This window comes from Desulfomicrobium salsuginis, from assembly GCF_054657795.1.
In genome coordinates this window covers 2,190,173-2,206,534 of record NZ_BAAHYA010000002.1, presented here as the reverse complement: position 1 = coordinate 2,206,534, position 16,362 = coordinate 2,190,173, and the positions used below count along the sequence as shown (strand labels likewise).

General features: G+C 66.5%; 13 protein-coding genes and 5 tRNA genes. 2 read left to right on the top strand and 16 right to left on the bottom strand.

Translation table 11 applies throughout. The features are described from left to right. Positions 1-21 precede the first annotated feature (21 nt). The 9 genes from ACYQ3G_RS17010 to serS all read right to left on the bottom strand — a co-directional run bounded on the left by ACYQ3G_RS17010 (position 22) and on the right by serS (position 6,104). A complete protein-coding gene (locus ACYQ3G_RS17010; protein ID WP_028576531.1) occupies positions 22-273 on the bottom strand; it encodes a hypothetical protein in 252 nt (83 codons plus the stop codon). Between the two features lie 187 nt (positions 274-460). After that, entirely contained in the window at positions 461-3,094 is a 2,634-nt protein-coding gene (locus tag ACYQ3G_RS17005; protein WP_459827849.1) for a cytochrome ubiquinol oxidase subunit I, read from the bottom strand. Beyond that, positions 3,091-4,155, bottom strand: a complete 1,065-nt coding sequence (locus ACYQ3G_RS17000; RefSeq protein ID WP_459827846.1) for a hypothetical protein — start codon at positions 4,153-4,155, stop codon at positions 3,091-3,093. The genes ACYQ3G_RS17005 and ACYQ3G_RS17000 overlap by 4 nt, the downstream gene beginning before the upstream one ends. A gap of 187 nt (positions 4,156-4,342) precedes the next feature. Then, positions 4,343-4,420 (bottom strand) — tRNA-Glu (locus tag ACYQ3G_RS16995). Position 4,421: 1 nt separating this feature from the next. After that, positions 4,422-4,495 (bottom strand) — tRNA-Gln (locus tag ACYQ3G_RS16990). 8 nt (positions 4,496-4,503) lie between these two features. After that, a tRNA-Glu gene (locus ACYQ3G_RS16985) sits at positions 4,504-4,581 on the bottom strand. A 27-nt stretch (positions 4,582-4,608) separates the two neighbouring features. Next, positions 4,609-4,684, bottom strand: a tRNA-Glu gene (locus ACYQ3G_RS16980). Positions 4,685-4,693: 9 nt separating this feature from the next. Continuing rightward, positions 4,694-4,769 (bottom strand) — tRNA-Lys (locus tag ACYQ3G_RS16975). 51 nt (positions 4,770-4,820) lie between these two features. Then, a complete protein-coding gene (gene serS / locus ACYQ3G_RS16970) occupies positions 4,821-6,104 on the bottom strand; it encodes a serine--tRNA ligase (RefSeq protein WP_459827843.1) in 1,284 nt (427 codons plus the stop codon). Positions 6,105-6,402: 298 nt separating this feature from the next. Here serS and groES point away from each other — a divergent pair, with 298 nt between their 5' ends. Continuing rightward, a complete protein-coding gene (groES, locus tag ACYQ3G_RS16965; protein ID WP_028576524.1) occupies positions 6,403-6,693 on the top strand; it encodes a co-chaperone GroES in 291 nt (96 codons plus the stop codon). 27 nt (positions 6,694-6,720) lie between these two features. Further along, positions 6,721-8,358 carry a chaperonin GroEL gene (gene groL, locus ACYQ3G_RS16960; RefSeq protein ID WP_028576523.1) on the top strand — a complete coding sequence of 546 codons (1,638 nt, stop codon included), beginning with the start codon at positions 6,721-6,723 and terminating at the stop codon, positions 8,356-8,358. 86 nt (positions 8,359-8,444) lie between these two features. Here groL and ACYQ3G_RS16955 read toward each other — a convergent pair whose 3' ends face one another. From ACYQ3G_RS16955 to ACYQ3G_RS16925, 7 genes are read right to left on the bottom strand one after another with little or no spacing between them, the layout of a single operon-like run. Beyond that, positions 8,445-9,236 carry an NADH-quinone oxidoreductase subunit B family protein gene (locus ACYQ3G_RS16955; protein WP_459827839.1) on the bottom strand — a complete coding sequence of 264 codons (792 nt, stop codon included), beginning with the start codon at positions 9,234-9,236 and terminating at the stop codon, positions 8,445-8,447. Positions 9,237-9,247: 11 nt separating this feature from the next. Beyond that, positions 9,248-10,729: a hydrogenase large subunit gene (locus ACYQ3G_RS16950; protein WP_459827836.1), complete on the bottom strand. Its 1,482-nt coding sequence runs from the start codon at positions 10,727-10,729 to the stop codon at positions 9,248-9,250. After that, positions 10,726-12,162, bottom strand: a complete 1,437-nt coding sequence (locus ACYQ3G_RS16945; RefSeq protein ID WP_459827833.1) for a complex I subunit 5 family protein — start codon at positions 12,160-12,162, stop codon at positions 10,726-10,728. Before ACYQ3G_RS16945 ends, ACYQ3G_RS16950 begins: the two co-directional genes overlap by 4 nt. After that, complete coding sequence (locus tag ACYQ3G_RS16940; RefSeq protein ID WP_028576519.1) at positions 12,159-12,803, bottom strand: hydrogenase; 645 nt, start codon at positions 12,801-12,803, stop codon at positions 12,159-12,161. The genes ACYQ3G_RS16945 and ACYQ3G_RS16940 overlap by 4 nt, the downstream gene beginning before the upstream one ends. Then, a complete protein-coding gene (locus ACYQ3G_RS16935) occupies positions 12,800-13,705 on the bottom strand; it encodes a respiratory chain complex I subunit 1 family protein (protein ID WP_459827829.1) in 906 nt (301 codons plus the stop codon). Before ACYQ3G_RS16935 ends, ACYQ3G_RS16940 begins: the two co-directional genes overlap by 4 nt. After that, on the bottom strand, positions 13,705-15,642 hold the full coding sequence (locus ACYQ3G_RS16930; RefSeq protein ID WP_459827827.1) for a proton-conducting transporter transmembrane domain-containing protein: 1,938 nt from the start codon (positions 15,640-15,642) through the stop codon (positions 13,705-13,707). Before ACYQ3G_RS16930 ends, ACYQ3G_RS16935 begins: the two co-directional genes overlap by 1 nt. Then, on the bottom strand, positions 15,639-16,340 hold the full coding sequence (locus ACYQ3G_RS16925) for a hypothetical protein (protein WP_459827824.1): 702 nt from the start codon (positions 16,338-16,340) through the stop codon (positions 15,639-15,641). Before ACYQ3G_RS16925 ends, ACYQ3G_RS16930 begins: the two co-directional genes overlap by 4 nt. Between the last annotated feature and the right edge of the window lie 22 nt (positions 16,341-16,362).

Genomic DNA, 16,362 nt, shown 5'->3' with positions numbered 1-16,362 from the left:
CGTGGTCCGGTCGATGCGGTTTCATGTGTCCCGGTTGTGGACGTCCATGCGCCAGGAATTGAGGGGGGCGCAGCATCCTTTGCCGGTATGCTGGTTGCGCCTGATCGCGTCTCCCGTATCGCCTTCGAGCATGGTCCGGCAGAGGTAGCGCCCGGCCTCGTCGCTCCAGAAAAGCTCGGGACAGCGCGGCAGATACCCGTGCCGACGCAGTGAGTCGGTGCACTGATCGTGCATGCAGCACCACCCGCATCCAACGCAGGGGAGATACGTCATGGCGGTTCTCCTGTGTGGGGGGGAAGCGTCGGGCGCGACGGGATTCCGGTGGAACCTTGCGCGAAGGCTAACCCAAGGCCGCGGGAGGGTAAAGGAAATTCTGATTCGCGGCGGCAGGTGCGCTGGAGTCGCACCTTTCCGGAAAGGCGTCTGCCCGGACCGTGTCCGGTCCGGGCAGACGGGTTCATCAGTTGCCGCCCAGGATGTTGGGGTGGTGGAACTCGTCCAGCATTTCCTCGGTGTGGCACACGGCGCAGTTGCCTCCCGAGCCGATGGGGCCGGGCGCGCCCTGGTACTGCAGGGGCTGGATGGCGTCGAGGTCGGGGTGGAACGGGTTCACGGCCGGGTATTCGGCGTGGGTCGGCCCGTGGCAGGCCTCGCACATCAGCCCCGCGTCGTCGGTGCGGGTACGGTAGAGCCCCTCGGGGCCGCGCACCCACTGGTTGAAGGCCTGGTCGCCCTGCGGGGGGGCGAAGTCCACGTGGCAGGTCAGGCACTCGGGCTCGTCCTTCCAGGGTTGGCGCGGCACGATTTCATCCACCGTGGCCACGAGTCTGGGCCTGACGTGCCGCATGAGCCGTTCGGCCTTGGCCTTGCCCGCCTCTTTTTCGGCCTTGAGCAGGGACAGGGCGTGGTCCTCCATGGTGCCGTGACAGTTGACGCAGGTCAGCCCGGCCTGCGTGGCATGCACGCCGCGGGCGCAACGGGTGAAGCTTTCCGGATGGCAGGCGCGGCAGGCCTGAGCCCCCTCCATGCCGGTCATGTAATTGGCATGAAACCCGTGTATGGCCGTCGGCAGGTTGAGCAGTTCCGGGCGGCCTGCGGCGTTCAGCAGCGGGTCGGGGTGACAGCTCTGGCAGAGCACGGGCCGGCCGCTCGCGGCCTGGGCCTGAAGGTCGGTCTTGTGCCGGCGGTCATGGCGGGCCAGGACGTCCGAGGCGGTCGCGGCGGAGATGCCCGTGACGTCGTCGCGTCTCCACTCGCCGCCGTGGCAGTGCTTGCACCCGATCTCCGTGGACACGGGCGCCACGACCCTGGTCGTGGCCAGGAGTTCGCCGCGGGCGGCGTCCCGGGCCTCGATAGTGAAGACTGGGTACGGGTTGACGCCGCCGTCGTCCGTGTAGGGCAGCACCGGGATGCCGTCGGCCACGAAGGTCAGGTTCTTTTCGTTGAGCTTCATGTCCCCGGACAGGCCGAGTCCCTTGGCGCTGACGTTTTCCGGGAGTTCCTTGCCGACCAGTGACGGCGCGTATTGCCAGAAGTCCACGTGCCTGCTCGGGTTTTCGAAGCCCGCGGGAGGGATGAAGGAGATCTTTACGCCCTGGGTCACGATCTCCGGACGCGGGTCGCGACGCACGAGTTGGGCCGTCAGGACGCTGCCGGGCGGGAGAAAGGAGAGATGCGCGTCGCAGTCCGAGATGCACTTTTCGCCAAGCGTGCACCAGGCCAGCAGAACATATTCCCCGTTTTCCGCATCAAAGGGCGGAATTTCCGGCCCTGCCAAGGCTGGCGGCGCGGGAGGCTCGGCCGCGGGCGTCCGCCCGTTCAATTTCTGCACGATGTAGGACGCCAGGGCTTCGCGCTCCCGGGCCGTGCCCGCGAAGCGCGGCATGTAGGCGTGGACCGTGCCCATGCCCCGGATCATGGACTCCATGCCGAATTGGTCGAACGCCGCCGTCAGGGGCTTGATATCGTTTAGTGGGCCGCCGATGGAATGGCAGGACGAGCACTGGCCGCGGAAGATCTCCCGCCCGGCGTCCAGGGCGTTCTCGGGGGTGGCCTCCTGGTAGCGGTTCCAGCCCGAGGTCGCCAGGAAGCCCTGCTCGGCGATGGCGTCCTCGGTCCCGGCCAGGATGGCGTTGGAGTACATGTGCCCGTAGATGAGGTACGGCCGGCGTCCGGCTTCGCGCATCCACTCGAAGCAGCCCATGTACATGAGGCCGACGACGAGCAGGGCCACGGCCATGGGCCGTTTGACCGCGGCCGGCATCTTGATCGCCATGATCAGGCCGCCCACGAAGAGGACGGCCGAGATCTGGATGAAACCCTCGAGGAAGGGGACGATTTCGGGGTTGGCCCCGAGGATCATGGCCTTGGGGCCTGCGGGCAGGACCTGGATGTACCACCAGCCCGACAGAAGCAGCAGGGCGAAAGGCAGGAGAAGCCACAGGGCGCTGTAGCGGACCATGGCCTCGCGGGTCGGGGCGTCCTTCTCCCAGGTGGCGGTGACGAAGCCGTAGAGCCCGGCGAACATCACGGCGATGAAGGTCCTGAAGGCCAGGGCCGGCCAGAAGGTCTGGTTGAAGAACCCGTCCCAGAAGCTCCTCGTGGCCGGCCAGTCGCCGGGCGTAAGCATGAAGCCGATGATGCCGTTGATCATGAAGAGCGACATCCATCCGAAGAAGAAATAGAGCCAGCCCATGGCGAGGTGGTTGCGCCTGCTCATCCTGCCGAAAGTGTAGTAGTAGATGAACAGGGATACGATTTCGCTCAGGAAGAAGACCCACTCGATGGCCCAGCCGAAAACGAAGGTGTGGATGAGGCTCGCCGTTGCCGCCGGTGCGACGAGCGAGATGATGAACCAGATGCCGACGCCCGTGATGCCGCCCAGGACCATGGTCACGAGCAGGAAGAACTTGGTGTGCCGCTTGGCGTAGGCCAGGATTTCCGGGGAGTCGCGCCGGTAGGCGAGCAGTTCCGTGAGCACGAGGAACAGGCCGCCGCCCACGGCGAAATGGGCGATATAGACGTGGAAGACGGAAATCAGGGCGATGAGCAGGCCGCCGCCCGCCCAGTGGAGTTCCCAGATCGGAAAGTTCATGAGCGCACCTCCGTGTCGGTGGACGCGGTTCTGAGCATCCAGACGATGATGGCGATTCCGGCGACGAGGGTCAGGACGAAGAGGACGAAGGGAGAGTATTCGCCGGTCACGACGCGATCGCTGACCTGGAAGTACGGGCTCAGGTAGGCGTCGCGGACCATGTCGCGCAGATAGACCATGAGGGAGATGGTGGTCACGGAAATGATGGCGGTGGTGCGGACGTTGTAGCGCAAGGCGTTGCTGATGCTGAATATGCCGAGCACGGCCCCGGCGGCGAAGACCAGGGTGTGCGGCAGGGACCCGCCAAGCAGAAGCTGCGAGACCCGCGCGGGCAAAGCCGTGAGGAACCACAGCCCCAGGGCCATCTGCACGACCGTCGAGAATGCGTACCAGTTCATGCCGTGGCGTACCCAGCGGCCAGCCTGCGGGTCATCCGTGCGGCGCTGGTACAGCAGGGCCAGGGCCAGGCCGCCCAGAGCCGTGGACGAGGCGACGATGTGCAGATAGCGCGGCAGCACCGTCGGGTCGGTAAGATTGAGGATCGTTCCGCCGGGGTTGTCGAAATACGTAGCCCACGTCTCGGGGTTGAGCATGAGGGTCATGTTGTTGGTGAAGATGAAGCCCGTGGCCAGCAGGCATAGCGTCGTCAGGCCGATGAACGCGGTCTTCAGTCCGCCCAGGGATACGTAGCGGAAGTCATAGATGTAGGCGCTCCCGTACGCGGCGATGACCAGCCCGACGACGGCCAGCCAGTAGACGGCCATGAGCACGCTGCTCGTGTACAGGAACTGGCCGTAGAGGACCTGCATGAAGAGCAGCGGCGCCACGCCGAAGTTGACGGCGAAGGCGACGGTGAAGGGCAGTTTCACGGAAATGGTCCTGGTCAGGGGCTCCGTTTCGCGCTTTCCGCGCAGGTGGTGGACCAGGGCGATGATGGACGCGCCCAGCATGACGTTCATGACCAGGATGTGGAGTATAAAGGTCAGTACTTGGAAAAGGTAGAACCATCCCCACTCCACGGGGATGGGGAGGGCTTGGGGAATGAGCCGGGTTGGGTCCATGGTTGTTCTCCGTGTTTGAAGTCCGGGTCTGGCAGCGACAGGTGCGCCGGCACTGATGACGATAAACAATTTGACGGTACGCGTCAAAAGTTGCCGGGATTTCGGACGCTGTCTGTCGGGAAGGGTTGGGGCGGGCGGAGAACGCAAAAGGCCCCGGGCGGTAGCCCGGGGCCTGCGAGAGAAAAGATGGCGTCCCCAAGGGGATTTGAACCCCTGTTATCGGCGTGAAAGGCCGGTGTCCTGGACCTAGCTAGACGATGGGGACGTGGCTGGGCGACTTAGATTCGAACTAAGATTGACGGAGTCAGAGTCCGCTGTCCTGCCGTTGAACGATCGCCCAAAAAAAAGTGGCGTCCCCAAGGGGATTTGAACCCCTGTTATCGGCGTGAAAGGCCGGTGTCCTGGACCTAGCTAGACGATGGGGACGCATGATTCGCGTCGATGAAAAAAAAGTGGCGTCCCCAAGGGGGTTTGAACCCCTGTTAGCGGCGTGAGAGGCCGCCGTCCTAGGCCACTAGACGATGGGGACGCAAGGTTTTGGTGGGCCGTGAAGGGATCGAACCTTCGACTCTCTGCTTAAAAGGCAGATACTCTACCGTCTGAGTTAACGGCCCGAAAGAGAAGACGCTTCTATAGTCGGGCCATCTGCTTGTCAAGCCGGAAAGTCACCCTTTTTTCAGTTCGATCCTTTCCTGTCCGTTCATGTACGGACGCAGGGCTTCGGGGACGATGACCGACCCGTCGGCCTGCTGGTAATTCTCCAGAATCGCTACCATTGTCCGGCCGACGGCCAGACCCGAGCCATTCAGGGTGTGCACCAGCCTGCTCTTCTTCGAGGCTGCCGGCTTGAAGCGGATCCCGGCCCGGCGGGCCTGGAAGTCCTCGAAGTTGGAGCAGGACGAGATCTCGCGATACTTGTCCTGACCGGGCAACCAAACTTCTATATCGTAAGTTTTCGCGGATGAAAAGCCCAAATCTCCGGCGCACAGCGTGACCACCCGGTAGTGCAGACCCAGCCTCTGCAGGATGCTCTCGGCGTGGCCCAGCAGCTTTTCCAGTTCGTCGTAGGACGTGTCCGGGTGGACGAAGCGCACCAGCTCCACCTTGTCGAACTGGTGCTGGCGGATCATGCCCTTGGTGTCCTTGCCGTAGGACCCGGCCTCGGAGCGGAAGCAGGCCGTGTAGGCGCAGTGGGCGATGGGCAGGGCGCCTTCGGCCAGGGTCGTGTCGCGGTAGATGTTGGTCACCGGGACCTCGGCCGTGGGGATGAGGTAGTAGTTGGAGTCGCCCAGGCGGAAGAGGTCCTCTTCAAATTTTGGGAGTTGCCCCGTGCCCAGGAGGCTCTCGCGGTTGACGATGACCGGCGGCATGACCTCGTCGTAGCCGTTCTCCATGGTCTGCACGTCGAGCATGAGGCTGATGAGCGCCCGCTCCATGCGCGCGGCCCAGCCCTTCAGGAGCACGAAGCGGCTGCCCGTGATCTTGGCCGCGGTCTCGAAGTCCAGGCCCCCCAGGGCCGTGCCCAGCTCCCAGTGCTCCTTGGGCGCGAAGTCCAGCTCGGGCTTGGCGCCCCAGGTACGGACCTGCACGTTGTCCGCGTCGTCCACGCCCTCGGGGACCGAGGGGTGCGGCACGTTGGGGATGGACATGACCCACTGCTCGGTCTGGCCGTCGATGTCCTTCAGTTCCTCGTCGAGGGCCTTGATGCGGACTGACATGGCCCCGAGTTCGGCCAGGAGGGCGTCGGCGTTCTCGCCGGTCTTCTTCATGCGGGCGATGTCTCCCGAGGCCTGGTTGCGGCGGGCCTTGAGTTCCTCGGCCTCCAGCAGGAGATCGCGGCGCTTCTGGTCGATGGCCAGGAACTCGTGGAGGTCGAGCTTGCTGCGTCTTTTGCGCAGGCCTTCCTTGACGTCGTCGGTATTGGAGCGAACGAATTTGATGTCGAGCATGGGCGTGTCCTTGTCTGCGGTGTCGTCCCGTCCGGGCCGGGACGCGTTTTCAAGGCGAAATCAATAGCCTGCCTCGGCCGGAATCACAAGACGCGCAGGCCGGCCGCGGAAAAATCCAGATGCTCATGAAATTTTTTTGCGCGGTCGCCCTTGACTTCACCGGGGCAGGGATTATTTGGGCCTCTGTCTTGCGCGGACCGGCGAGGAACGAACAGGCCCGCGTGTTGGCACTTGTTGGTGAAGAGTGCCAGAAATTTTATCTATTCGGAAGCAATTCTTAAACATCTTGGAGGAAAACATGAAGCTCAGACCGTTGCACGACCGTATCCTGGTCAAGCGTCTCGAAGAGGAACAGGTAACCAAAGGCGGCATCATCATCCCTGACTCCGCCAAGGAAAAGCCCATCAAGGGTGAAGTGGTTGCCGCCGGCCCCGGCAAGGTCGCCGATGACGGAAAGCAGATCCCCATGGGCGTCAAGACCGGCGACAAGGTGATCTTCAACAAGTACGCCGGCACCGAAGTCAAGATCGACGGCGAAGAACTGCTCATCATGCGCGAGGACGACATCCTCGCCGTTATCGAAGCCTAATCTTTCATTACACAAGGAGACGCACACATGGCTGCTAAAGTTATCAAGTTCGACGCCAAGGCCCGTGAAAGACTGAAGAAGGGCGTGGACACCCTGGCCGATGCCGTCAAGGTCACCCTCGGACCCAAGGGCCGCAACGTCGTCATCGAAAAGTCCTTCGGCTCCCCCATCATCACCAAGGACGGCGTGACCGTGGCCAAGGAGATCGAACTGGAAGACAAGTTCGAGAACATGGGTGCCCAGATGGTCAAGGAAGTTGCCTCCAAGACTTCCGACATCGCCGGTGACGGCACCACCACCGCCACCATCCTGGCCCAGGCCATCTTCCACGAGGGCATCAAGCTGGTCGCAGCCGGCCGCAATCCCATGTCCATCAAGCGCGGCATCGACAAGGCCGTCGAGGCCGTCATCGCGAGCCTGGACAAGCTGGCCAAGCCCACCCGCGACCAGAAGGAAATCGCCCAGGTCGGCACCATTTCCGCCAACAACGACTCCACCATCGGCAACATCATTGCCGAGGCCATGAGCAAGGTCGGCAAGGAAGGCGTCATCACCGTTGAAGAGGCCAAGGGCCTGGAAACCACCCTTGACGTCGTCGAAGGCATGCAGTTCGACCGCGGCTACCTGTCCCCCTACTTCGTGACCAACCCCGACAAGATGGTCTGCGAAATGGACAACCCGCTGATCCTCATCAACGAGAAGAAGATCTCCAACATGAAGGAACTGCTCCCCGTTCTGGAGCAGGCCGCCAAGATGGGCAAGCCCCTGGTCATCATCGCCGAGGACATCGAAGGCGAAGCCCTGGCCACGCTGGTCGTCAACAAGCTGCGCGGCACCCTGCAGGTCGTGGCCGTCAAGGCCCCCGGCTTCGGCGAGCGCCGCAAGGCCATGCTGCAGGACATCGCCATCCTGACCGGCGGCGAAGTCGTGTCCGATGATCTGGGCGTCAAGCTCGAAAGCATCGCCCTGAACCAGCTCGGTTCCGCCAAGCGCGTGGTCATCGACAAGGAAAACACCACCATCGTCGACGGCGCCGGCGAAGCCGAAGCCATCAAGGCTCGCGTGAAGCAGATCCGCAACGAGATCGAGGAGACCACCTCCGATTACGACCGTGAGAAGCTGCAGGAGCGCCTGGCCAAGATCGTCGGCGGCGTCGCCGTGATCAACGTCGGTGCCGCCACCGAGACCGAGATGAAGGAAAAGAAGGCCCGCGTGGAAGACGCCCTGAACGCCACCCGCGCCGCCGTTGAAGAGGGCATCGTGCCCGGCGGCGGTGTCGCCCTGGTGCGCTGCCAGGCCGTCCTGGATTCCGTGAAGCCCGCCGATGACGACGAGGCCGCAGGCGTCCAGGTCATCCGCCGAGCCATCGAGGAGCCCATCCGCATGATCTGCGGCAATGCCGGCGTCGAAGGCGCCGTGGTCATCGACAAGGTCCGCCACGGCAAGGAAGACTTCGGCTACAACGCCGCCACCGGCGAGTACGAAGACCTGCTCAAGTCCGGCGTCATCGACCCCAAGAAGGTGACCCGCATCGCCCTGCAGAACGCCGCTTCCGTGGCCTCCCTGCTGCTGACCACCGAGTGCGCCATCGCCGAGAAGCCCAAGGAAGAGGCTGCCCCGGCCATGCCCGGTGGCGGCATGGGCGGCATGGGCGGCATGTACTAAGCCGATTTGCCATAGCCAAAAAAAGGGCCGGGAGCGATCCCGGCCCTTTTTTGCGTCTTTTTTCCAGGGAGTTGCGTCCCGAAAGATCAGCCTTTCTGTTCTTCGAGGCGCCCCAGCAGGCGCAGGAACCCGTCGAGGATGGTCAGGGGGTGGGGCGGGCAGCCGGGAATGTAGAGGTCGATGGGCACCACCGGGTCGGCCCCGCCGTTGTGCTGCGGGTGGCCGATAAAGGGCCCGCCGCTGATGGCGCAGGCGCCCAGGGCGATGGCGATGCGCGGTTCGGGTACGGCCTCCCAGGTCTTGCGCAGGGCCAGCTCCATGCCCTTGGTCACGGGGCCGGTGATGAGCACGCCGTCGGCGTGGCGCGGCGAGGCCACGTACTGGATGCCGAAGCGGCCCAGGTCCCAGCCGATGGTCCCGAGCACGTTGATGTCCGCCTCGCAGGCGCAGCACCCGCCGGCGCTGACCTGCCGCAGGCGCAGGGAGCGTCCCAGGAGGCTCTTCATCTTTTTGTCCAGGGCTTCGGCCAGGCGCAACTCCTCCTCGCCGGGCTTGCCCAGGAGCAGGTCGTCCCGGCGACGCACCGCCAGGCGGTGGTCGCTTGTGCGCGTCACGGCGCCGTGGGGACAGGCCTTGGTGCAGGCCCCGCAGAACAGGCAGCGGCCGAGGTCCAGTGTTGTGCTCGATCCGGGTTGCCGCGAGATGGCGCCCGTGGGGCAGACTTCGGCGCATGCGTCGCAGCCTGCCGGGCAGGCCGAGGCATCCAGGCGCAGGGCGCCGCCGTGGCGGTCGGGCAGGGCCGGGGCCGGGCCGTGGGGGTAGGCCATGGTCTGGCAGCCGCGGCGCATGCGGTTCATGAGGGTGTCGAAAATGTACATGAGCGCTCCCCTTACAGATCGAACCCGCAGTAGGACAGGTTGAAGCTCTTGTTGCAGATGGGAAAGTCCGAGACGGCCGTGCCGCGCAGGGCCAGGGCCAGGCCGGACCAGTTGTGGAAGGACGGGTCCTTGATCTTGTAGCGCCGGAAGCGTCCGTCATGGCCCGTCAGGGCCACGTGGCAGACCTCGCCGCGCCATCCCTCCACCAGGGCCACGGCCAGGGCTTCGGGCTGGGGTGCTCCAAGTGCGGTGCGCAGTTCGCCGTCCACGGGTTCGGCCAGCTGTTCGAAAAGATAGCGGCCCGAACGCTGCACTTCCAGGGACCTCACGCGGGCCCGGGCGAAGATATCGCCGCTGGGCCAGACCGCCACAGGGGCCTGGGAGAAGCGGTGCCAGCCCGCCGGGTGGTCGAAGCGCACGTCCCGGACCAGCCCGCAGGCCCGCGCCGCGGGGCCGACCAGCCCTATGTTTACGGCCTGGGGCGGGTGCACGACGCCGACGTTACGGAAGCGCACGCGCACCGAAGCCGCGTCCCAGAACCAGGCCATGGCCTGCTCGACATCCGCCATGTGGGTTTTCAGCCGTTCGACCAGGGTGGCCAGGCGCTCCGGCTCCAGGTCGTGCATGCACCCGCCGGGGCGGACCAGGCCGCGGCCGAAGCGGTTGCCGCACAGCAGCGCCGTGAGGTTCAGGAAGTCGCCCCTGATCTTGCCGCAGGCGGACGAGGTCGGCAGAAAGGCCACGTCCATGGCCAGGGCGCCCATGTCGCCGGTGTGGTTGGCCAGGCGCTCGAGTTCCAGGGCCACGGCTCTGAGCCACTGGGCGCGCAAGGGCGCCTCGACGCCGGCCAGGGCCTCCATGACCATGGCGTGAGCCGTGGCATGGGCGATGGTCGTATCTCCGGCCACGGCCTCCATCTGGAACACGGTGCCGCGGTGGGGACCGCCGGCCAGGGCATCCTCCACGCCGCGGTGCTGGTAGCCCAGGGCGATCTCCAGATGCATGACCTCCTCGCCGGCGCACTGGAAGCGGAAGTGTCCGGGTTCGATGACTCCGGCGTGGACCGGCCCCACGGCCACTTCGTGCACCTCGCCGCCTTCCACGCGGAAGAAGGGGGCGTTGGCCGGCGCGTCGCCGTTGGTGTGCCGCACGGGCTTGAGCCACGGGTGGCCGACGGGGACCAGCCCGTGCTGTTCCCAGACCTCGCGCTCGAAAAGATGGGCCTGGGGGTATTTGGGCGTAAGGGACGGGTACGAGCCGCTGACGGGTTCGCTGCGGGCCACGCCGAGGATGCTGTCGTCGTCCATGGCCAGGATGGCGACCAGGGTCGTCTCGTCATGGTCCGGGACCCCGAACCAGGCCACGAGGCGCGCGCCGCCCCGGATCAGTTCGCCGGTCAGGCGGACGAGCTTGGTCACCGAAAAGACCGGGACCGAGGCCCAGGAGACTCTGGATGCGTTGGCGAAGGAGAAAAACGGTGCGAGTGTGTTCATGGCAGTGGGAAGAGTTGAAGGACTGCTGCGGACCAGGCATCCTTGAGGATGGCCGGGGTGAAGAGGCCGAGCCAGAGCGATGCGGCCAGCAGCGCCAGCGGCGGCAGGACAAGGCCTGCGGTCTCCCGGATGTGGGCCGGGTCGGGCTTCTTCAGGCGCGGCCGGCCGTCGACGATGGCGAAGACCACGTGGGACAGCCCGAAGAAGGCCAGCAGCAGGCAGACCAGGAAAAGGCCGATGGCCCATGGGTGGCCGCTCGCCAGGCCGGTGCGGACAATGAGCAGTTCGCTGAAGAAGGGGCCGAAGGGCGGGCAGGCCGTGATGGCGAACATGCCCGCGACGAATATCCTGGAGTTGTGCGGCAGGATTTTGGACATGCCCCGCGCGTCGTCCATGGAGGCCGACCCCGCGGCCCGTTGCAGGTTGCCGGCGCTCAGGAAGAGGGTGCCCTTGGTCAGGCCATTGCTCCAGACATGGAAGAGGGCCGCCCAAACTCCGGCGCTGCCGAAGGACGAGGCGATGCACAGGATGCCCATGTGCTCGATGCTCGAATAGGCGAGCATGCGCTTGAAATCCCGTGTGCGCAGCAGGAAGAGGGCCGCGGTCAGGGTCGAGAAGAGGCCCAGGGCCAGAAGGCTGCGGTCGGCCATGGTCCCTTCCCCGGCCGCGTCGATGACCGACTTGACGCGCAGGATGGCCGTGAAGGCCACGGACGTGACCCCGCCCGCCAGCAGCGCGCCGACCAGACCGGGGCTCTCGCCGTAGGTGTCGGGCTTCCAGGTGTGCATGGGGGCCAGGCCCATCTTGGTGCCGTACCCGACCAGCAGCAGGACCCAGGCCGTCAGGACCCAGGCTTTGGACAGGCTCGGGCCGTGGGCCAGCAGGGCCGTGAAGGTGATGTCGCCGGACCCGCCGCCGTGCAGGGAGGCGTAGCCCAGGCAGATGGATCCGAGCAGGGACAGGGCGATGCCCGTTCCGCCCACCAGCAGGTATTTCCAGGTCGCCTCAAAGGCGCGCGGCGTGCCCGTGAAATGGATCAGGGGCACGCAGGCCAGGGTCACGGCCTCGGTGGCGATCCACAGAATGCCCAGGTGCCGGGCCTGGTGCCCCGCGCTCAGCAGGCCCAGGACCAGGAGCAGGGCCGCGACGAAGACCCTGTTTCCCTGCTCCTTGAGCCGGAGGTAGCTGGCCGCGTAGCAGGCGCAGACCAGGAAGAGCAGGGACACGCCGGGCAGGATGGCCCGGGCCAGGGGGTCGAAGGCCAGCCACGCGGCCGGGTCTACGGCCGCCGGTGCGGCCATGAGCCACAGGCACAGGGCGAAGTGCGCGGCGCCGACCACAGGCAGCAGCAGGGGGCGCGTGCGCCTGTCGGGCCAGATGGCCGCCAGGGCCGCGCCGACCACGGGGATGAGGATCAGAAGCATGGAGTTCATTCGTGCAGCGCCGTGAGTTTGCGTGTGTCCAGGGAATCGAAGGCCCGCTGGATGCGGTCGACGATGATGCCGATGACGAAGATGCCGACGGTGACGTCGAGCAGGATGCCGAACTCCACCAGGATCGGGGTCGAGCGGATGAGCAGGAGGCCGGCGAGGTAGATGCCGTTTTCCAGGATCAGGTAGCCGCAGACCTGCGAGATGGCCTTGGTCCGGCCGATGAGCAGGATGAAACCGGTCAGGATCAGGGCGATGGCCCCGGGCACGTGCAGGGTCCCGGCGTGCTCTGGCAGGAGCGGCAGGTGGCGGGCCAGGGACACGGCCGCGATGGTCGCCCCGGCCCCCAGCAGCAGGGACGGGATGTAGGCGATGTAGGGTTCCAGCTCGCGGGCGATGTTGGCCGTGCGCATGGCGCGGTGCAGCAGCCCCGGGATGAGGAAGCCCTTGCCGGCCACGGTGGCCAGGGTGATGAGCACCAGGCGCCAGTCCAGTTCGTGGGCTTCGAGGACCAGCGGCACCAGCCCCAGGAGCACGCCCTGGGCGCCAACGGCGCGGATCAGCACGGGCAGCCGGCTGGTGCCCAGGGCCAGGAGGTTGAGGCCCATGGCCAGGCCGATGAGGAGATTGAGGGAATCGTTCATATGTCACCCATCCATGTCAGCAGCAGCGGAAAGAGGCAGAACAGGAAACCGATGGTCAGCAGGAGCGGTACCCGGCGGAAGGCCAGGCGTGCCGTCAGGGACTCCACCAGACCCACGGCCACGGCCGTCAGCAGGACGGCCAGGGCCAGGACGGCGACGGACGCAGCCAGAGGCAGTTCCGCCAGGGGCAGCACGGTCTGGGCCAGGAGGGCGGCGAAGAGCATCAGCTTGATCGACGCGCCGTGCAGGATCATGGCCAGGGGCGGCCCGCTGTGGTCCAGGACCATGACCTCGTGGATCATGGTCAGCTCCAGGTGCGTGTTGGGGTCGTCAAAGGGCACGCGGCAGTTTTCGGCCAGCAGGATGATGAAGAGCCCCACGGCCAACAGGGCGGCGCTGGGTCCGGGCAGCGGCGCGAACATGGACGACAGGGAGATGCTGCCCGACTGCACCACCAGGGTCAGGACGGCAGTGATGATGCCGACCTCGGCCAACACGGCGTAGCTGACCTCGCGGGCCGCGCCCATGCCCTCGAAGGCCGATCCCGTTTCCATGGCGCCCCAGGCCGTGCAGAAGCGGGCCAGGGCCAGGAGGTAGATCAGGAGCAGCACGTCGCCGTCGAAGGACACGGGCGCCCCGGCCCCGGCCAGGGGCAGCAGCAGGGCTGCGCCGACCACCGCCACCCAGGCCACGGCCGGTGCGATGACGAAGCCGGGCGAGGCCAGGGTGCTGACGACCACGCCTTTGCGCCACAGGCGCGCCAGGTCGTAGTAGAGCTGGAGCACGGGCGGTCCCTGCCTGCAGGCCACCCAGGCCTTGACCTTGTTGATGACGCCGGGAACGAGCGGCGCCAGGACCAGCCAGGCCAGCAGGCGCAGCAAAATATCCATGATCGCGGACATCACATCCCTCCCTGGAAGACCAGTATCCCCAGCGCCGTGACCCCGAGGAATACATACAGAATATAAAGGTGCAGTCGTCCGTGCTGCAGGCTCCGCGCCGCGTCGGCCAGAAGCATGACGGTTCTGGCGGCGGGTCCGATCCCCTTTTCCAGAACGGTTTCCGGGACCCTCTCCAGGGCCAGGGCCGATTCCGGGAAATAGCCGCGGACCCGGCGGATGCGCCTTTCGGGGCGCAGGGCCCACCGGAACCAGCCGGTCACGATGCCGGCGAAGGACCCGCCGGTGTACTGCATGTGCGCACTCGGAGCTGCGTAGCCGCAGTCCCAGGTCGGTCCCCGGCGGATGCCGCCCGCCCGCACCTTGCGCAGGGCGAGGATCGCGGCGGCGGCCAGGGCGCAGGCCAGGGCCGTGTGCGCCCCGCCGATGGCCCGGACCGGGATGGGGGGCGCGGCTGGGGCCCACTGCGGCGTCCAGGCCGCGATGCAGGCTTGCACCATATTAAAAAAATAGCCGGGCATGAGGCCGGCGCAGAGCATGACGGCTGCCGGTACGACCATGGCCGCGCGCATGGCGAAGCCGCATTCGGCAGCGTGTCCCGAGGTCTTGCCGCGGGGCGCGCCGAGAAAGACGATGGCCGAAGCCTTGGCGAACGCGCCCAGGGCCAGGGCGCCGGTCCCGGCCAGGACGATGACGGCCGGCAGCACGCCGAAGGTCTCGCCCTTCTGGGCCACGGCTTTGAGCAAGCCCTGGTAGATGGCCCACTCGCTGACGAAGCCGTTGAGCGGCGGCAGGCCGGACACGGCGGCCGCGCCGACGGCGAAGAGGGCCGCGGTCCACGGCATGGTTCGCCACAGCCCGCCCAGGCGGCTCATGTCGCGGGTGCCCGTGGCATGGAGGACCGAGCCTGCGCCGAAGAAGAGCAGGGTCTTGAACAGACAGTGGTTGAAGACGTGCAGCAGGGCCCCGGCCAGGGCGACATGCCCCCAGGCGGGGTGCCCGTTGGCAGCGGCCAGCAGGGCCAGGCCCAGGCCGATGAGGATGATGCCGACGTTTTCCACGGTGCAGTAGGCCAGCAGACGCTTGATGTCGTTCTGGGCCATGGCGAAGACGATGCCCATCAGGGCGCTTGCGCAGCCGATGCCGAGCACCGCCCAACCCGCGCCGTCGGGCACGGGCAGCCAGCCGGAGAAGCGGACGATGCCATACACGCCCATCTTGACGGCCACGGCGGACATGATGGCCGAGACGTGGCTCGGCGCGCCCGCGTGGGCCGAGGGCAGCCAGATGTGCAGGGGGAACATGCCCGCCTTGACCCCGAAGCCCACCAGCGCCAGCCAGAAGAGCGGGGCCAGGTCGGGCCGGTCGCGCAGGGGGCCCAGGTCCCAGGTCCCGACGCCCGCGGCCAGGGCCGAGAAAAACGCGAAGAGGGCCATGGTCCCGGCGTGGGAGGCGGCCAGATAGAGCCAGCCGGCCCGGCGCACTTCGGAGCGCTCCCGGTCCAGGGTGATGAGGAAGTAGGCGCTCAGCGCGAAGGCTTCCCAGGCGAAGAGGAAGTGCAGCCCGTTGGCGCAGGTCAGGACCAGGCCCATGGACAGCACGAGGGCGCTCCACCACGACCGCCCCCGGGGCGCGGAGCGCGGAAAGTGTTCGTCGGGCCAGTATTCCGAGGCATAGAGCGCCCCGAGTCCGCCCACCAGGCAGACCAGCGTCAGGAAGAGGGCGCTCAAGGCGTCGAGGGTCAAGAAGACGTTTTCCCCGCCCAGGGTCAGGGAACTCCTCAAGGCCCATTCCCGGCCGCCTGTCAGGACAGTTGCCGCCGAGCCCAGGCCGGCCAGGGCGCCGAGGCTGTTGAGCGCAAGCCAGAGGCGCGGACGCGCCCCCAGGGCGCAGGCCAGGACCAGGGCCAGGGCGGCCGTTCCGAGCAATGCGGAGGTCATCGTCTCCCTCCGGGTCTCAAGGGCACGGCGTGTCCGCTGCCTTCGATGAGGGCCTGCTGCAGGGCCTCGTCGTCGGCAGCCTGATCCAGCGCCGCGCTCAACACGCCCGAAGCGATGCTGCGGGCCAGCAGTCCGAGCATGTCCACATGCAGGCGCGGTGTGGGCGAGATGAAGAAAAGCAGCCGTGTGACGGGGATTTTGTCCGGTCCCTTGGTCCCTTCGAGAGGGGCGTTCAGCAGGATGACCGCGACCAGGGCGCAGGCTTCGCCGAGGAAGACGCCGCGGGCCGGGTGGGGCAGGGCAAAGCCCCCGCCGGTCGGGGCCATGGTCAGCCCTTCCGGGGTGCAGATGCGGCGGGCGAGCATGTCGAGGACTGCGGGCTGGACGCCTGGCAGGCTGCGGACGATGCGCTCGAGAACGCCTGTGAGGCCGTCCGGCGCAACGTCGCGCCAGATTCCGCCGCGCCGCACCAATGCGGCGAGGTCCAGGTTCGAGGCCAAGGCGGGCGTCGGCTGGGCGAGGAAGCCCGTGTTGGCCGCCAGCCCGTTGCGGGCCGCCCAGGTCATGACCTGGTCCTGCTCGAAGAGGATGCGGTCGCGGTCATGCACGTGGGGCATGCCTTCGTTTCTGACCCACTCGAGGACGAGTTGTTCCGAGACCCCAAAGGACTCGGCGATCTGAATGAGGTTGAGATACATGTCTGTTGTCGATGCGTGAAGG

Coding starts and splice junctions, on each gene's coding strand:
- ACYQ3G_RS17010 (WP_028576531.1), bottom strand. CDS start 273: ATGACGTATCTCCCCTGCGTTGGATGCGGGTGGTGCTGCATGCACGAT.
- ACYQ3G_RS17005 (WP_459827849.1), bottom strand. CDS start 3,094: ATGAACTTTCCGATCTGGGAACTCCACTGGGCGGGCGGCGGCCTGCTC.
- ACYQ3G_RS17000 (WP_459827846.1), bottom strand. CDS start 4,155: ATGGACCCAACCCGGCTCATTCCCCAAGCCCTCCCCATCCCCGTGGAG.
- serS (WP_459827843.1), bottom strand. CDS start 6,104: ATGCTCGACATCAAATTCGTTCGCTCCAATACCGACGACGTCAAGGAA.
- groES (WP_028576524.1), top strand. CDS start 6,403: ATGAAGCTCAGACCGTTGCACGACCGTATCCTGGTCAAGCGTCTCGAA.
- groL (WP_028576523.1), top strand. CDS start 6,721: ATGGCTGCTAAAGTTATCAAGTTCGACGCCAAGGCCCGTGAAAGACTG.
- ACYQ3G_RS16955 (WP_459827839.1), bottom strand. CDS start 9,236: ATGTACATTTTCGACACCCTCATGAACCGCATGCGCCGCGGCTGCCAG.
- ACYQ3G_RS16950 (WP_459827836.1), bottom strand. CDS start 10,729: ATGAACACACTCGCACCGTTTTTCTCCTTCGCCAACGCATCCAGAGTC.
- ACYQ3G_RS16945 (WP_459827833.1), bottom strand. CDS start 12,162: ATGAACTCCATGCTTCTGATCCTCATCCCCGTGGTCGGCGCGGCCCTG.
- ACYQ3G_RS16940 (WP_028576519.1), bottom strand. CDS start 12,803: ATGAACGATTCCCTCAATCTCCTCATCGGCCTGGCCATGGGCCTCAAC.
- ACYQ3G_RS16935 (WP_459827829.1), bottom strand. CDS start 13,705: ATGTCCGCGATCATGGATATTTTGCTGCGCCTGCTGGCCTGGCTGGTC.
- ACYQ3G_RS16930 (WP_459827827.1), bottom strand. CDS start 15,642: ATGACCTCCGCATTGCTCGGAACGGCCGCCCTGGCCCTGGTCCTGGCC.
- ACYQ3G_RS16925 (WP_459827824.1), bottom strand. CDS start 16,340: ATGTATCTCAACCTCATTCAGATCGCCGAGTCCTTTGGGGTCTCGGAA.